At 70.1% G+C, this 15,514-nt stretch carries 14 protein-coding genes, 2 rRNA genes and 1 riboswitch; of the genes, 13 read left to right on the forward strand and 3 right to left on the reverse strand.

The features are described from left to right. The 12 genes from ACIO1C_RS13310 to ACIO1C_RS13365 all read left to right on the forward strand — a co-directional run. Nucleotides 1–74 (forward strand): 23S ribosomal RNA (locus tag ACIO1C_RS13310); the annotation flags it as partial. 81 nt (nt 75–155) lie between these two features. Beyond that, nucleotides 156–272, forward strand: a 5S ribosomal RNA gene (gene rrf, locus ACIO1C_RS13315). A gap of 151 nt (nt 273–423) precedes the next feature. Continuing rightward, nucleotides 424–1,032: a CDP-alcohol phosphatidyltransferase family protein gene (locus tag ACIO1C_RS13320; protein ID WP_161306734.1), complete on the forward strand. Its 609-nt coding sequence runs from the start codon at nt 424–426 to the stop codon at nt 1,030–1,032. 113 nt (nt 1,033–1,145) lie between these two features. Further along, complete coding sequence (locus tag ACIO1C_RS13325) at nt 1,146–3,641, forward strand: mannose-1-phosphate guanyltransferase (protein WP_161306733.1); 2,496 nt, start codon at nt 1,146–1,148, stop codon at nt 3,639–3,641. A 102-nt stretch (nt 3,642–3,743) separates the two neighbouring features. Further along, complete coding sequence (locus tag ACIO1C_RS13330; protein WP_401862206.1) at nt 3,744–4,676, forward strand: DUF881 domain-containing protein; 933 nt, start codon at nt 3,744–3,746, stop codon at nt 4,674–4,676. Continuing rightward, a complete protein-coding gene (locus tag ACIO1C_RS13335; RefSeq protein WP_023543062.1) occupies nt 4,673–5,005 on the forward strand; it encodes a small basic family protein in 333 nt (110 codons plus the stop codon). The genes ACIO1C_RS13330 and ACIO1C_RS13335 overlap by 4 nt, the downstream gene beginning before the upstream one ends. 5 nt (nt 5,006–5,010) lie before the next feature. Then, a complete protein-coding gene (locus tag ACIO1C_RS13340) occupies nt 5,011–5,769 on the forward strand; it encodes a DUF881 domain-containing protein (RefSeq protein ID WP_401862208.1) in 759 nt (252 codons plus the stop codon). Nucleotides 5,770–5,959: 190 nt separating this feature from the next. Further along, nucleotides 5,960–6,718, forward strand: coding sequence for an FHA domain-containing protein (locus tag ACIO1C_RS13345; protein ID WP_401862210.1), 759 nt, complete (start codon nt 5,960–5,962; stop codon nt 6,716–6,718). 16 nt (nt 6,719–6,734) lie between these two features. Continuing rightward, nucleotides 6,735–7,463 carry a MerR family transcriptional regulator gene (locus ACIO1C_RS13350; protein WP_401862213.1) on the forward strand — a complete coding sequence of 243 codons (729 nt, stop codon included), beginning with the start codon at nt 6,735–6,737 and terminating at the stop codon, nt 7,461–7,463. A gap of 53 nt (nt 7,464–7,516) precedes the next feature. After that, on the forward strand, nt 7,517–7,990 hold the full coding sequence (locus ACIO1C_RS13355; protein ID WP_161308445.1) for a bifunctional nuclease family protein: 474 nt from the start codon (nt 7,517–7,519) through the stop codon (nt 7,988–7,990). A gap of 203 nt (nt 7,991–8,193) precedes the next feature. Further along, on the forward strand, nt 8,194–8,763 hold the full coding sequence (locus ACIO1C_RS13360; protein ID WP_401862216.1) for a MerR family transcriptional regulator: 570 nt from the start codon (nt 8,194–8,196) through the stop codon (nt 8,761–8,763). Between the two features lie 126 nt (nt 8,764–8,889). After that, the gene (locus ACIO1C_RS13365; RefSeq protein WP_401862218.1) at nt 8,890–10,530 is read left to right on the forward strand and encodes a DNA polymerase IV; all 1,641 of its coding nucleotides are present in this window, start codon (nt 8,890–8,892) and stop codon (nt 10,528–10,530) included. Here ACIO1C_RS13365 and ACIO1C_RS13370 read toward each other — a convergent pair. Next, on the reverse strand, nt 10,425–10,823 hold the full coding sequence (locus ACIO1C_RS13370; RefSeq protein ID WP_161306660.1) for a PRC-barrel domain-containing protein: 399 nt from the start codon (nt 10,821–10,823) through the stop codon (nt 10,425–10,427). The two genes, ACIO1C_RS13365 and ACIO1C_RS13370, sit on opposite strands and share 106 nt — an antisense overlap. Nucleotides 10,824–10,952: 129 nt before the next feature. After that, a riboswitch (glycine riboswitch) is annotated at nt 10,953–11,050 on the forward strand. A gap of 174 nt (nt 11,051–11,224) precedes the next feature. On the opposite strand from ACIO1C_RS13370, the gene gcvP reads away from it, so the two are divergent. Beyond that, nucleotides 11,225–14,110: an aminomethyl-transferring glycine dehydrogenase gene (gene gcvP / locus ACIO1C_RS13375; RefSeq protein WP_401862221.1), complete on the forward strand. Its 2,886-nt coding sequence runs from the start codon at nt 11,225–11,227 to the stop codon at nt 14,108–14,110. Nucleotides 14,111–14,259: 149 nt separating this feature from the next. Here gcvP and ACIO1C_RS13380 read toward each other — a convergent pair whose 3' ends face one another. Both ACIO1C_RS13380 and ACIO1C_RS13385 read right to left on the reverse strand, forming a co-directional pair. Then, entirely contained in the window at nt 14,260–14,463 is a 204-nt protein-coding gene (locus ACIO1C_RS13380) for a DUF5999 family protein (RefSeq protein ID WP_327238789.1), read from the reverse strand. A 304-nt stretch (nt 14,464–14,767) separates the two neighbouring features. Continuing rightward, the gene (locus ACIO1C_RS13385) at nt 14,768–15,376 is read right to left on the reverse strand and encodes a hypothetical protein (RefSeq protein ID WP_401862224.1); all 609 of its coding nucleotides are present in this window, start codon (nt 15,374–15,376) and stop codon (nt 14,768–14,770) included. Nucleotides 15,377–15,514 lie beyond the last annotated feature (138 nt).

Here is a 15,514-nt window from a genome sequence, read left to right on the forward strand (position 1 = left end):
GGTTGATAGGCCAGATGTGGAAGACCGGTAACGGTCGAAGCTGACTGGTACTAATAGGCCGAGGGCTTGTCCTCAGTTGCTCGCGTCCACTGTGTTAGTTCTGAAGTAACGAAGAGCCGTGTTGTCATCCAGCTTTTCAGTTGTCTTCATAGTGTTTCGGTGGTCATTGCGTGAGGGAAACGCCCGGTTACATTCCGAACCCGGAAGCTAAGCCTCGTAGCGCCGATGGTACTGCAGGGGGGACCCTGTGGGAGAGTAGGACGCCGCCGAACAATCTTTGATCGTGGGAATGCCCTGTACCTTCTGGTACAGGGCATTTTTGCGTTCAGGACTCATGCGCGGGACCCCCTGGCATCCGCCGGCCCGGGCTGAGGGTAGGGTCCAGGAGGCATCATTGGCACATTCCACACAGGAGGCCCCCGGGTGGAGGTCCAGGAGACCCGCGTTCAGACGGACCGGGTGCTCACCATCCCCAACATCCTCAGCATGGCCCGCCTCGTCGGTGTGCCGGTCTTCCTGTGGCTGATTCTCCGCCCCGAGTTCGGCGGACCGAACAGCGACGGCTGGGCCCTGCTGGTGCTGGCCCTCAGCGGCGTCAGTGACTATCTCGACGGCAAGCTGGCCCGCCGGTGGAACCAGATCAGCAGTCTCGGACGGCTCCTGGACCCCGCCGCGGACCGGCTGTACATCCTTTCCACCCTGGTTGGCCTCACCTGGCGGGAGATCCTGCCGCTCTGGCTGACGGCGGCGCTTTTGGCCCGTGAGCTGATGCTTCTGGTGATGGTGGGAATCCTCCGGAGGCACGGCTATCCGCCTCCCCAGGTGAACTTTCTCGGGAAGGCGGCTACCTTCAACTTGATGTACGCCTTCCCGCTCCTGTTGCTGAGCGACCGGAGCGGTTGGCTTGCCTCGCTCGCCGAAGTTTTCGGATGGGCGTTCGCCGGATGGGGTACAACTCTGTATTGGTGGGCAGGGATCCTGTATGTGGTCCAGGTCCGCCGGCTCGTCCGGGCGGACACAGTGGCCGATTGAGCTCGTCGACGCCGTGCCGCGCAGAGTCGCCCGGCCCGCGGCTCACACGCCTAGAGGCCTGTCCGGACGGGTTCGGTCGGCGAGATCGTCTCTTCAAGGAGGACGCTTCCGACATGAAGGCCGTCGTGATGGCCGGTGGCGAAGGAACTCGACTTCGCCCCATGACCTCAAGCATGCCCAAGCCGCTCCTGCCGGTGGTGAACCGGCCGATCATGGAGCATGTGCTTCGACTGCTCAAGCGCCATGGGCTCAGCGAGACCGTCGTGACCGTGCAGTTTCTCGCCTCTCTCGTCAAGAACTATTTCGGCGACGGCGAAGAGCTCGGCATGGAACTCACCTACGCCAACGAGGAGAAGCCGCTGGGAACGGCGGGAAGCGTCAAGAATGCCGAAGAGGCACTCAAGGACGACGCGTTCCTTGTCATTTCCGGTGACGCCCTCACCGACTTCGACCTGACCGACCTCATCGCTTTCCACAAGGAAAAGGGCGCACTGGTGACGGTGTGCCTGACCCGTGTGCCGAATCCTCTGGAATTCGGTATCACGATCGTGGACGAGGAAGGAAAGGTCGAGCGGTTCCTGGAGAAGCCCACCTGGGGACAGGTCTTCTCCGACACCGTGAACACGGGCATCTACGTGATGGAGCCCGAGGTCTTCAACTATGTCGAGGCCGATGTCTCGGTCGACTGGTCCGGGGACGTCTTCCCTCAGCTCATGAAGGAAGGCAAGCCCATCTACGGCTATATCGCCGAGGGCTACTGGGAAGACGTCGGCACGCACGAAAGCTATGTGAAGGCCCAGGCCGACGTCCTCGAAGGCAAGGTCGACGTCGACATCGACGGCTTCGAGATCTCTCCCGGCGTATGGGTCGCCGAGGGTGCCGAGGTGCACCCCGACGCGGTGCTGCGCGGGCCGCTGTACATCGGCGACTACGCCAAGGTCGAGGCCGACGTGGAGTTGCGCGAGCACACGGTCCTCGGGTCCAACGTGGTCGTGAAGACCGGCGCGTTCCTCCACAGAGCGGTCGTCCACGACAACGTCTACATCGGCCAGCACAGCAATCTCCGCGGCTGTGTGGTCGGCAAGAACACGGACATCATGCGTGCCGCGCGGATCGAGGACGGCGCGGTCATCGGCGACGAATGCCTCGTCGGCGAAGAATCGATCATCCAGGGCAATGTGCGGGTCTACCCGTTCAAGACCATCGAGGCCGGCGCGTTTGTCAACACCTCGGTGATCTGGGAGTCCCGAGGACAGGCGAATCTCTTCGGCGCCCGTGGTGTCTCCGGGATCCTCAACGTCGAGATCACGCCGGAGCTGGCCGTACGGCTGGCGGGCGCGTACGCGACGACCCTGAAGAAGGGGTCCACCGTCACCACGGCCCGTGACCACTCGCGTGGTGCGCGCGCGCTCAAGCGGGCCGTGATCTCGTCGCTCCAGTCCAGCGCCATCGACGTACGCGACCTGGAGAACGTACCGCTGCCCGTCGCCCGGCAGCAGACCGCCAGGGGCAGCGCGGGCGGCATCATGATCCGTACGTCCCCGGGGGTCCCCGACTCCGTGGACATCATGTTCTTCGACGAGCGGGGCGCCGACCTCTCCCAGGCCGGCCAGCGCAAGCTGGACCGCATCTACGCCCGGCAGGAGTACCGCCGCGCGTTCCCGGGAGAGATCGGGGACCTGCACTTCCCGGCCAGCGTCTTCGACTCGTACACGGGCTCCCTCCTCCGCAACGTCGACACGACGGGTATCGCGGAGGCCGGGCTCAAGGTCGTGGTCGACGCGTCCAACGGAAGCGCCGGCCTCGTGCTGCCCAGCCTGCTCGGACGGCTCGGTGTCGATGCGCTGACCATCAACCCGGGGCTCGACGAGTCGCGGCCGACGGAGACGGCCGAATCCCGCCGCTCCGGCCTGGTCAGGCTCGGCGAGATCGTGGCGTCCGCGCGTGCCGCGTTCGGTGTGCGGTTCGACCCGGTCGGCGAGCGGCTGTCGCTGGTCGACGAGCGGGGCCGGATCATCGAGGACGACCGGGCGCTGCTGGTGCTGCTCGACCTGGTCGCCGCGGAGCGCCGCAGCGGCCGGGTGGCACTGCCGGTGACGACCACCAGGATCGCCGAGCAGGTCGCGGCGTACCACGGCACGCAGGTGGAGTGGACGACCACCTCGCCCGACGATCTGACGCGGGTCGGCCGGGAGGAGACCACGATCTTCGGCGGTGACGGGCGCGGAGCGTTCATCGTGCCGGAGTTCAGCAGTGTCTTGGACGGTACGGCGGCGTTCGTGCGGCTCATCGGTCTGGTGGCGCGTACGCAGCTGACGCTGAGCCAGATCGACGCCCGCATACCGCGAGCCCATGTGCTGCGCCGCGATCTGGCGACCCCCTGGGCCGTCAAGGGACTGGTGATGCGCAGCGTCGTGGAGGCGGCCGGAGACCGGCAGGTGGACACCACGGACGGTGTCCGGGTCGTGGAGACCGACGGGCGCTGGGTGATGGTCCTTCCCGACCCGTCCGAGGCCGTCACCCACCTGTGGGCGGAAGGACCCGACGACGCGTCGGCCCAGGCCCTGCTCGACGAGTGGTCGTCGGTGGTGGACGGAGCGGGTCACTAGCACCGGTCGGCCAGCACCGATCAGCGTTGCCGCCGGGCGGGCCGTTCGCGGTCCGCCCGGCCGGTTCTTCGGCAGTACCTACGACGTGCGACGATGTGCGGCATGTCGCAGCAGTCCCCCATTCGGAGCACCGGCACGCCACGCGCGCGTCCCGATGCGTCCATGTCGCTGCTGAACAACGTGATGGACCACGGCCTCGACGAGGGGTACGCGGAAGCGGCGGCCCGCAGGGACGCCGAGGGCGGTGAACTGCCCCGCACTCTCAAGGCCAAACTGTGGCTCGCGGCGGGCCTGGTGCTGGCCGCGCTGGTGGTCACCGTGGGCGCGGCCCAGGCGCGGATCTCCGCCCCCGTCGTGGCCAAGGAGCGCGAAGAGCTCATCGACCGTATCCACGACGAGACTTCGGCGGCGGACAGGCTGGAGCGTGACGTCGAGAAGCTCCGTGACGAGGTCGGCGAACGGCAGCGTGCGGCGCTGCGCCGGCCGAGCGGTGCCCACGCCGAGCTGGTCGACCTGCTGTCCGGCGCGTCCGCCGTCCAAGGACCGGGCCTGAGGCTGGTCGTGGACGACGCCAAGGACAGCGAGCAGGGCGGTGGCGGCGGGCCCCGGGAGAGCGCCAGTTTCGCCGACACGGGCCGGGTACGGGACCGGGACATGCAGCGGGTCGTTAACGGCCTCTGGGAGTCCGGCGCCGAGGCCATCGCCATCAACGACCAGCGCCTGACGTCCCTTTCGGCGATCAGGGCCGCGGGTGACGCCATACTGGTCGACAACAGGCCGCTGGTGCCCCCCTACACCGTGCTGGCGGTGGGCGACGGGAAGAAGTTGAGCACCGCGTTCCAGGACAGCGCCGACGGGCAGTATCTGCACGCGCTCCAGGAGAACTTCGACATCAGGACGAGCATCTCGGTCCGCGGCGAGGTGCGTCTCCCGGCCGCGCCGAGCCTGATCGTACGTACAGCAAAGCCGAAGGCCGCCGCCCCCGGGAAGGGCAACGGGCAGGACGCGGCCGACACAGGGAAGGGCACATCGTGATCGCCGTACTGGGCCTCGTCGTGGGAGTCGTGGTCGGACTGTTGGTCCGGCCCGAAGTGCCGGCGGTGGTCGAGCCCTATCTGCCGATCGCCGTCGTGGCGGCCCTGGACGCGGTCTTCGGCGGCCTGCGGGCCATGCTCGACGGGATCTTCGTGGACAAGGTCTTCGTCGTCTCCTTCCTCTCGAACGTGGTGGTGGCCGCGCTGATCGTGTTCCTCGGTGACAAGCTCGGTGTGGGCGCCCAGTTGTCGACCGGTGTGGTCGTGGTCTTCGGCATCCGGATCTTCTCCAACGCCGCCGCGATCCGCCGGCACGTCTTCCGGGCGTGACGCCGATGAGCGACCAGGGAGGGACAGACAGGGAGCCCCGGCGGCTCACCGGCCGGCAGAGGCTCGCGGCGGGGCTGTGGCCGCCCCGAGTGACCCGGGCCCAACTCATCGTCGCCGTGCTGCTGTTCGGGCTCGGTCTGGGGCTCGCCATCCAGGTGAGGTCGAACAACGACGACAGCGCGCTGCGCGGGGCCCGGCAGGAGGACCTGGTGCGGATCCTCGACGAGCTGGACGACCGCACCCAGCGGCTGGAGGACGAGAAGCAGAGCCTCGACGACCAGCGCACCGAGCTGGAGACCAGCTCCGACCAGGCCGAGGAGGCCCGCAAACAGACGCGGGAGAAGGAACAGCAGCTCGGCATCCTGGCCGGCACCGTCGCCGCCGAGGGGCCCGGGATCACGCTGACCGTCGCGGACGGCAGCGACACCGTTGAGCCCGACATGCTGCTCGACACGATCCAGGAGCTGCGGGCCGCGGGCGCGGAGGCGATCCAGATCAATGACGTCCGGGTGGTTGCGAACACCTACTTCTCGGGTACGGGAGGTGACATCCAGGTGGACGGGAAGCGGGTCACCGCGCCGTACCGTTTCAAGGTCATCGGCAAGCCGCAGGACCTGGAGCCCGCCCTCAACATCCCGGGCGGGGTGGTGCAGACACTGGAGAAGGAGCAGGCCACGGCCACGGTGGCCCGGGCTGAGAAGATCATTGTCAATGCCTTGCGACCGGCGCGGCGCCCTGACTACGCTCGGTCGTCGGCGCAGTGAGGCGGGGGAGCATGGCGGCCACCGGCCGCGGGCATGAGGTTGCGGGGGGTCGGCGCACGATCAGTGTGGTGAGTGGTGGAAACTGTCCGGTGGATACGGACGTTGTCAAGATGTCCGGGTCGGCAGGTGTGTTCATTCAGGGTTCGTCCTGCCCCACGGGCGGGTCTGTATCGGTCAAGGGGAATCGCCCGTGAAGTTGTTTGGGAAGTTGTTCGGCAAGAGCGCACGCGAGGACGGCGGGGGTTCCCGTCACCGTGCGGCGCGGCACGGCGGGAGCGAGGAGCCGAGCGGCGACCGCCCGCTCTTCCGTGACCAGGTGGGTGACGGGGCCGGCGGCGCGTCGTCTGTTGACCCCGCCGGTCAGGGCCGCATAGGTTTCGGTGAACCATCAGCCTCGAGTACGGGTGGAGGGTCTGCCTTGCCGGTCTGTACGAGGTGTGGCCACCGCAACGCGGAGGCCAGTCGGTTCTGCTCCAACTGCGGGGCGCCGCTGCGGGCCGGGGCGCCCGCCGAGCGCGCTTCGGAGACGACCTCCACCATCTCCATCTCCGGCCTTGAGGCGTACGAGTCGGAGGTCACGGGCCAGACCGCCGTGCCGTCCCTCTCCCCGGAGGCCCAGGCCGCCGTGGACGCCCTCCCGCTGGGTTCCGCGCTCCTCGTGGTGCGCCGGGGGCCCAACTCGGGCAGCCGCTTCCTCCTGGACAGCGAGCTGACGACGGCGGGCCGTCACCCGCAGAGCGACATCTTCCTCGACGACGTGACCGTCTCCCGCCGCCATGTGGACTTCCGCAGGGGTGCCGACGGCCGCTTCACCGTCTCGGACGTGGGCAGCCTGAACGGCACGTACGTCAATCGTGAGCGGATCGACTCGGTCCTGCTGTCGAACGGCGACGAGGTTCAGATCGGCAAGTACCGGCTGGTCTTCTACGCGAGCCAGCGGGGCGTGTGACTTTCAGGAAAGGTCCATGCTGCGAACACCCACGGGCGGTGCCGGTCACGGCACCGCCCCCTCGGGCGACACTCTGCTGAGCATCGGTGCGGTGCTCGGCCGGCTGCGGGTCGAGTTCCCCGAGGTCACCATGTCCAAGATCCGTTTCCTGGAGGCGGAGGGCCTGGTCGAGCCGCGCCGTACGTCTTCGGGGTACCGGAAATTCGGACCCCAGGACGTGGAGCGGCTGACGCAGGTGCTGCGGATGCAGCGGGACCACTACCTCCCGCTGAAAGCCATCCGGGAGCATCTCGACGCCCTCGGCCGGGGCGAGCGTCTCCCTCTGCCGTCCCAGCAGCGCCAGCGGCGGGCGGAGACCGGGCCCGCGCCGCGGACCGCCGCCAGGATCGGGCGTGAGGAGCTGCTGGCGGCCTCCGGGGCCGACGCGAGCGCGCTGGACGAGTGGGAGTCGTACGGCCTCATCACTCCGACGCCGGACGGCGGATACGACGCCGAGTCCGTGACCGTGGCGAAACTGGTCGCGGATCTCGGAAGATTCGGTCTGGAACCACGTCATCTGCGGATCATGAGAGCGGCGGCCCAGCGCGAGGCCGGGATGGTCGAGCAGGTGGTCGCACCCCTGCGCCGGCACCGTAACCCGCAGACCAGAGCCCATGCGGAGGCCACCACGAGGGAGCTGGCGACCCTCTCGGTGAAACTGCACGCGGCACTGTTCCGGACGGCTCTCGGAGCACATCCGCACTGATCATGGGGGAGTCCGACTACCCAAACCGGTCGCTCGCGTCCTAGGGTTGCTGTGTGAACGAGCTCGACGTTGTGGGTGTCCGGGTGGAAATGCCCTCCAACCAACCGATCGTGCTCCTGCGTGAAGTGGGAGGCGATCGGTACCTTCCCATCTGGATCGGGCCGGGGGAGGCCACCGCCATCGCCTTCGCCCAGCAGGGCATGACGCCTGCCAGGCCGCTGACCCATGACCTTTTCAAGGATGTCCTTGAGGCCGTGGGCCAGGAACTGACCGAGGTCCGCATCACGGACCTCAGGGAAGGTGTCTTCTACGCGGAGCTGGTCTTCGCCAGCGGGGTCGAGGTGAGTGCCAGGCCGTCCGACGCCATAGCGCTCGCGCTGCGCACCGGCACGCCGATCTACGGCAGTGACGGCGTCCTGGACGACGCGGGGATCGCCATCCCGGACGAGCAGGAGGACGAGGTGGAGAAGTTCCGCGAGTTCCTCGACCAGATCTCTCCCGAGGACTTCGGGACCAACAGCCAGTGAGTGGCCGGTGAGTGCCTGAAGGCCGGAGGCGGGCCGGCCTCCGGCCGGCACCGACAGGACATTCGGTCAGCCCTTCCCGGGACCGGGACACGCGAAACCACTCTCAAGGTGATTATCACTCGGCGTGGCGAGTGCGGCGATCGTTGACGCACCCCGGGTGACTCCCTACCGTCGTTGAGGGCAGGTCAAGGACGGAGGTCGGCGTGAGAAGCAGCGGCGACGGTACGGCGGTGGGCGGGGCGTTCCCGCTGCGGAGCGAGGCGGCCGACCCCGGTACCGAGACGGTCGGGTACCGAGGACCGACCGCGTGTGCCGCGGCGGGGATCACGTACCGCCAGTTGGACTACTGGGCGCGTACGGGGCTCGTGGAGCCCAGCGTGCGCGCGGCGTACGGTTCCGGGGCGCAGCGGCTCTACAGCTTCCGTGATGTGGTCGTCCTCAAGATCGTGAAGCGGTTCCTCGACACGGGGGTCGCTCTCCAGAACATCCGGGCGGCCGTGCGGCACCTGCGGGGCCGTGGCGTCCAGGATCTTGAGCGGATGACGCTGATGAGCGATGGGGCGACGGTCTACGAGTGCTCGTCGCCGGACGAGGTCGTCACTCTGCTCCAGGGCGGTCAGGGGATCTTCGGGATCGCGGTCGGGGTGGTGTGGCGGGACGTCGAGGCCGCCCTGTCGCAGCTGCACGGGGAGCGGATCGACACGGGCGAGACGCTGGTGGGGAACAACCCCGCGGACGAACTGGCCAGGCGGCGCAGGGACCGCGCGGTCTGAGACTCGGCGGTCCGACGCTTGGTGAACGCCGGGCCGGACCCGCCCTCACGCCGGATCCGCTCTCACGCCGTACCGCCCTCACGCCGTGCCGGCCGATTGTCAGTGGTGTGAGGGAGCATCGAGGGTGTGAGAGCCGCCCCGACCATCCTGCATCTGGACATGGATGCCTTCTTCGCCGCCGCCGAGCAGGCGGCGAAGCCGAGTCTGCGCGGAAAGCCCGTGGTGGTCGGCGGGCTCGGACCGCGTGGGGTGGTCTCCACGGCCTCCTACGAGGCGCGGCGGTACGGGGTGCACTCGGCGATGCCCATGGCGCAGGCCAGACGGCTCGCGCCGAACGCCGCGTATCTCGTCCCGCGCTTCACCGTCTACCGGGCCATCAGCGAGCAGGTGATGGAGCTGTTGGGCCGGCTGTCGCCGCTGGTGGAGCCGCTGAGCCTGGACGAGGCGTTCGTGGACCTGGAGGCGGGCGGCTCGGCCCACGACACGGCTTCCGCGCGGGCCGCCGGGGAGCGGCTGCGCCGGGACATCCGCGTGACCACGGGGCTCACCGGGTCGGTGGGGCTCGCGGGGTCAAAGATGCTGGCGAAGATCGGCTCCGAGCAGGCCAAGCCCGACGGCCTCGTCATCGTCGAGCCGGGGACCGAGCGCGCGCTCCTGGGGCCGATGACCGTACGGACCCTGCCCGGGGTCGGTCCCGCGACGGGGGAGCACCTGCGGCGGGCCGGGATGACCACCGTGGCCGATCTGGCCGAGGCCGGTGAGGACGAGCTGGTACGGCTGCTGGGGAAGTCGCACGGGGCGTCGCTGTTCCGGATGGCGGGGGGCCACGACGACCGGCCCGTGGTGGCCGAGCGGGAGACCAAGTCCGTCTCCGTGGAGGACACCTTCGACGTCGACCTGCACGACCGGGTGCGGGTGCGGACGGAGGTGGACCGGCTGGCCGACCGGTGCGTCCAGCGGCTGCGGGCGGCCGGGCACTCGGGGCGGACGGTCGTGCTCAAGGTCCGGCGGTACGACTTCTCCACGCTGACCCGCTCGGAGACGCTGCGCGGGCCCACGGACGACCCGGGTGTGGTGCGGGAGGCGGCGGGGCGGCTGCTGGAGGCGGTGGACACCACCGGTGGGGTACGGCTGCTGGGGGTGGGGGTGAGCGGGCTCGCGGACTACACGCAGGAGGATCTGTTCGCGCAGGCGGCGGCGGACAGGGCGGCTGCGGAGGCGGTCCACGTCGCCGTACCCCCGGCGGCACCCGAGAAGGGCTCTGAGAAGGCCGGGGAGGAGCGGGCCGACCCTTCCCGGGCACCCGGGGCGGCGGAGGGGGACGCGGCGCCCACCGGGGGCGTACCGGCCGCTCAGGAGGCGTCGGAGACACCGGACCTGCCCGCGGAGCGGCGCTTTCCGGCGGGGCACGACGTGCGCCACTCCGTGTTCGGCGCGGGCTGGGTGCAGGGCAGCGGGCTGCGCCGGGTCACCGTACGGTTCGAGGAGCCGTGGTCCGCGCCGGGGCGGGTGCGGACCTTCTGGATGGACGATCCCGAGCTGGAGCTGTCGGACCCGCTGCCCCTGACCGGAGGACCGGCCGGACCGGACCAGGACGGGCCGGGGCCCGCCCAGGACGGGCCGGAGGCCGCGCAGAACGGGCCGGGGCCGCCGGAGCGGGATCAGTCGTCCTGGCCGGCGACGCGCCCGAAGTCCCGCTCGGCGTCCCGGTCGGACAGCGAGGCGGGGCGCTCGGGCGGGCCCGGCTCGGGCAGGGCCAGGCCGTAATGGCGGTAGAGCTGGAGCTCCTGCTCGGGCGAGAGGTGCCGGCCGACGCCGAAGTCGGGCGCGTCCTTGATCAGCGAGCGCTCGAAGGGGATCCGGAGCGTCTCCTCCTCCAGCGTGCTGGGCGCGAGCGGGACAAACGCGTCACGGCTGAAGATGCCGGTGCGGACGGCCGCCCACTCGGGCACCCCCGTGGCGTCGTCCAGATACACCTCGTCCACCGTGCCGATCTTGTGGCCGTCGCGGTCGAACGCCTTGCGGCCGATCAGGCTGCGCGGATCGATGTCGTTCTCCACGGTCCCTCCAACTGGTCGCACAAGCGGGGAAGACCCGTCGCTCCACTCATAAGAAAAGTGCAGATCCGGCCTGTCGGCCACTCGAAAAGCCCTGCGCGGGACCTCGCTGGTAGGCTGGCACACGGCTGCTGACCCTGTGCGGGAGAGTCCTCCGGTGAGATCGCCGGAGGCGCCGAAGGAGCAAATCCTCCCCGGAATCTCTCAGGCCCCCGTACCGCACGGACGAGGTCACTCTGGAAAGCAGGGCAGGCGCCGACGGCGTCCGCCCTCACCGACGGTGAAAGCCGGGCGGCCTCCTGGCGCCCGGTGAAGCTCTCAGGTCAGATGACAGAGGGGGAGGCCGTCCGGGCACCCGCGCCTTGGTGCCCTCGCAGGTCGTGACGACCAGGAGGCCTCCCACCATGACCGACCACCGCATTACGCTCTCCCAGCTGGAGCGTGGCGTTCCCTTCGAGCAGCGCCACATCGGGCCCGACGTGGCGGCCCAGGCGAAGATGCTCGCGCAGGTCGGCTACGGCTCGCTGGACGAGCTGACCGCCGCCGCGGTGCCCGACGTGATCAAGAGCGCGGAGGCGCTCGGGCTGCCCGGGGCCCGTACCGAGGCCGAGGTGCTGGCGGAGCTGCGCGACCTCGCCGACCGCAACACGGTCCTCGCCCCGATGATCGGCCTCGGCTACTACGGCACGTTCACGCCGCCGGTGATCCTGCGCAACGTCATGGAGAACCCGGCCTGGTACACCGCGTACACGCCGTACCAGCCGGAGATCTCCCAGGGCCGGCTCGAAGCCCTCCTGAACTTCCAGACGATGGTGGCCGACCTGACGGGGCTGCCGACCTCCGGTGCCTCCCTGCTGGACGAGGGCACGGCGGCCGCCGAGGCGATGGCGCTGTCCCGCCGCGCGGGCAAGGTCAAGGACGGTGTCTTCCTGATCGACGCCGACACCCTGCCCCAGACGATCGCCGTGATCAGGACCCGCGCGGAACCGACCGGCGTCGAGGTCGTCGTCGCGGACCTGACCGACGGCATCCCGGCCGAGGTGGCCGAGCGCGGTGTCTTCGGTGTGCTGCTCCAGTACCCCGGCGCCTCCGGGGCCGTACGGGACATCAGGCCGGTCGTCGAGCGGGCGCACGAACTGGGCGCCCTCGTCACCGTCGCCGCCGACCTGCTCGCCCTGACGCTCCTCACCTCGCCCGGCGAGCTGGGCGCGGACATCGCCGTCGGCACCACGCAGCGCTTCGGCGTCCCGATGGGCTTCGGCGGACCGCACGCGGGATTCATGGCCGTACGGGACACGTTCGCGCGCACCCTGCCGGGCCGGCTCGTCGGGGTGTCCGTGGACGCCGACGGCGACAAGGCGTACCGGCTGGCCCTCCAGACCCGTGAGCAGCACATCCGCCGCGAGAAGGCCACCAGCAACATCTGCACCGCGCAGGTGCTGCTCGCCGTGATGGCGGGCATGTACGCGGTCTACCACGGCCCCGACGGCCTGCGGGGCATCGCCCGGCGCACCCACCGGTACGCGACGCTGCTCGCCGAGGGCCTGCGGGCGGGCGGCGCGGAGGTCGTGCACGGCGCGTACTTCGACACGCTGACCGTACGGGTCCCCGGCCGGGCCGCCGAGGTCGTCGCCGCCGCCCGTGAGCACGGCGTCAACCTGTACCAGGCCGACGCCGACCACGTCTCCGTCGCCTGTGACGAGACCACCGGGCGCGCCCAGCTGGCCGCCGTGTGGACGGCGTTCGGCGTCGACGCCGACATCGAGGCGCTGGACGCGGCCGCCGGGGACGCGCTGCCCGCGACACTGCTGCGGAGCGACGACATCCTGACCCATCCCGTCTTCCACCAGCACCGCTCCGAGACGGCGATGCTGCGCTACCTGCGCAAGCTCTCCGACCGTGACTACGCGCTGGACCGCGGCATGATCCCGCTCGGCTCCTGCACCATGAAGCTGAACGCGACCACGGAGATGGAGTCGGTCACCTGGCCGGAGTTCGCGGCCCTGCACCCCTTCGCGCCGGCCGAGCAGGCGGAGGGCTACCTGACGCTCATCAGGGAGCTGGAGGAGCGGCTCGCCGAGGTCACCGGGTACGACGCGGTGTCCCTCCAGCCCAACGCCGGTTCCCAGGGGGAGCTGGCCGGGCTGCTCGCCGTACGGGCGTACCACCGGGCCAACGGCGACACGCGGCGCACCGTCTGCCTGATCCCGTCCTCCGCGCACGGCACGAACGCCGCGAGCGCGGTCATGGCCGGGATGAAGGTCGTCGTCGTCAAGACCCGCGAGGACGGTGACGTCGACGTCGAGGACCTGCACGCCAAGATCGAGCGGCACGGCGCCGAGCTGGCCGTCCTGATGGTCACCTACCCCTCCACCCACGGGGTGTTCGAGGAGCACATCAGCGACATCTGCGCCGCCGTGCACGACGCGGGCGGCCAGGTCTACGTCGACGGCGCCAACCTCAACGCGCTGGTGGGGCTGGCCAAGCCGGGCAAGTTCGGCTCGGACGTCTCCCACCTGAACCTGCACAAGACGTTCTGCATCCCGCACGGCGGCGGCGGCCCCGGGGTCGGTCCCGTCGGCGTACGGTCCCACCTCGCCCCGTACCTGCCCAACCACCCCCTCCAGCCGGCCGCCGGACCCGAGACGGGTGTCGGGCCGATCTCCGCCGCCCCCTGGGGCTCGGCGGGCATACTGCCGATCTCCTGGGCGTACGTACGGCTGATGGGCGGCGAGGGCCTCAAGCGCGCGACGCAGGTCGCGGTGCTCGCGGCCAACTACGTCGCCAAGCGCCTGGAGCCGCACTACCCGGTGCTCTACACCGGGCCGAACGGCCTGGTCGCCCACGAGTGCATCGTGGACCTGCGCCCCCTGTCGAAGGCGACGGGCGTCAGCGTCAGTGACATCGCCAAGCGGCTGATCGACTACGGCTTCCACGCGCCGACGATGTCGTTCCCGGTGGCCGGCACGCTGATGATCGAGCCGACCGAGAGCGAGGACCTGGGCGAACTGGACCGGTTCTGCGAGGCGATGATCGCGATCCGCGCCGAGGTCGAGAAGGTCGCGTCGGGCGAGTGGCCCGCGGACGACAACCCGCTGCGCAACGCGCCGCACACGGCGTCCGCGCTCGGCGGGGAGTGGGACCACCCGTACACCCGTGCCGAGGCGGTCTTCCCGGCCGGTGTCTCGGCCGCGGACAAGTACTGGCCGCCGGTCCGCCGTATCGACGACGCGTACGGCGACCGCAACCTGGTCTGCTCCTGCCCGCCGCTGGACGCGTACGACCACTGACAGCGAGCGCGGACAGCGACCACTGACAGTACGGCCGTCGGGGAACGGGAACGGCGGGGTGTGCGTCGGGGCCGGTGCGGAGGAACGTCTCCGGGCCGGCCCCCGTCATACCGGCGGCGCGCGGTGTCGGCGCGCGGCTGCCCGGCGGCTCAGGCCGCCGTCACCGCCTGCTCGTCGCGCGGGCGGTGCGGCGCGATGATCTTTCCGTCGGGCAGCAGTTCGCCGGTGTCCTCGAAGACCAGAACGCCGTTGCACAGCAGGCTCCAGCCCTGTTCCGGATGGTGAGCCGTCAGCCGGGCGGCGTCCCGGTCGGCGGAGTCGGCGGTCGGGCACACGGGCTGGTGCTGGCACATGGCTGGGTTCTTTCGCTGCGTCGTGGTGAGTGTCCTGCGGCTCGATGTGGTCATGGCCGCCCCCCGTATCTGTTGGTCCGGTCCTAGTGTTGCCCCACGGACGGCAATCCGCAGGTATTTCACGGCAGCACTTCCTTCTGGCCAAGGACGCGTCACCCGGCCGGACGGTTCAGTTCAACTTGTCCGCCGGACGGGCCGGTTCGGGGCCGGGCGCCGGTGACCGGCGGGGGAGCGGCCCAGGACCGGCACGCACGAAACCCCGCGACCGGCGGGATCGCGGGGCTTCGGGGGAGCGGTACGCAGGTCAGGCGGGGGTACGGAGCAGCGGCGCCGGGGCCAGTCTCAGCCCGATCATCGGCAGCAACTCGGCGACGCGGTGCGGACGGTGCGCGGCGATGCCCGGCGGGGCGGGCGCGAGCGGCACCAGGATGTCGGCGGGCAGGGGCGAACCCTCGGACGCGTCGGCCTCCGTGTCGCTGTGCAGCCACAGCGTGATCATGTAGAGCTCGGGCACCGAGAGGAGCCGGGGCTGGTACGCCGTCCCCAGTGTCTCGGCCTGGCGCAGCGCACGTTCCGTGGAGGCGAGGTAGGGGCCCTCGAAGAAGCGTGAGAACGCCCAGCCGTCGGCGGTCAGCATGGTGTCGGCCGCGGCCACGGCGCGGTCGCCGTTGCGGATCAGGAAGCGCCAGCCGACCAGTCTCGTCCGTGGCGCACGACCCGCCGGGGGTACCGCACGACCTTTGGGAGCGACTTGGTCCAGCACGTGGAGCGGAAGGGGGAACTCGGGGCTCAGCGGTCCCTGGACGGACCGCAGAGCGGGTGTGCGGGCCTCGCGAACGGCGGTGGGGGAACCGAGTGCCGCGAGAACGCTGCGAAGGGCGGGGGCGGGGGCCGGGGGGACATGCAGCGGCATGGTGGGTTGCCTCTCACTCAGGAGACAGGGTGGTGCGTGAGGTCGTACGTGTGCGGACGTCGGTGTCAGCGTGCGTGGTCAGAGGGTGGCCTGGCGGCCGTGAGCCGGACGGCGCCTCTCTGCCTCGTACACGGATGT

It is taken from the genome of Streptomyces sp. NPDC087420, from assembly GCF_044744165.1.
Taxonomy (GTDB): domain Bacteria; phylum Actinomycetota; class Actinomycetes; order Streptomycetales; family Streptomycetaceae; genus Streptomyces.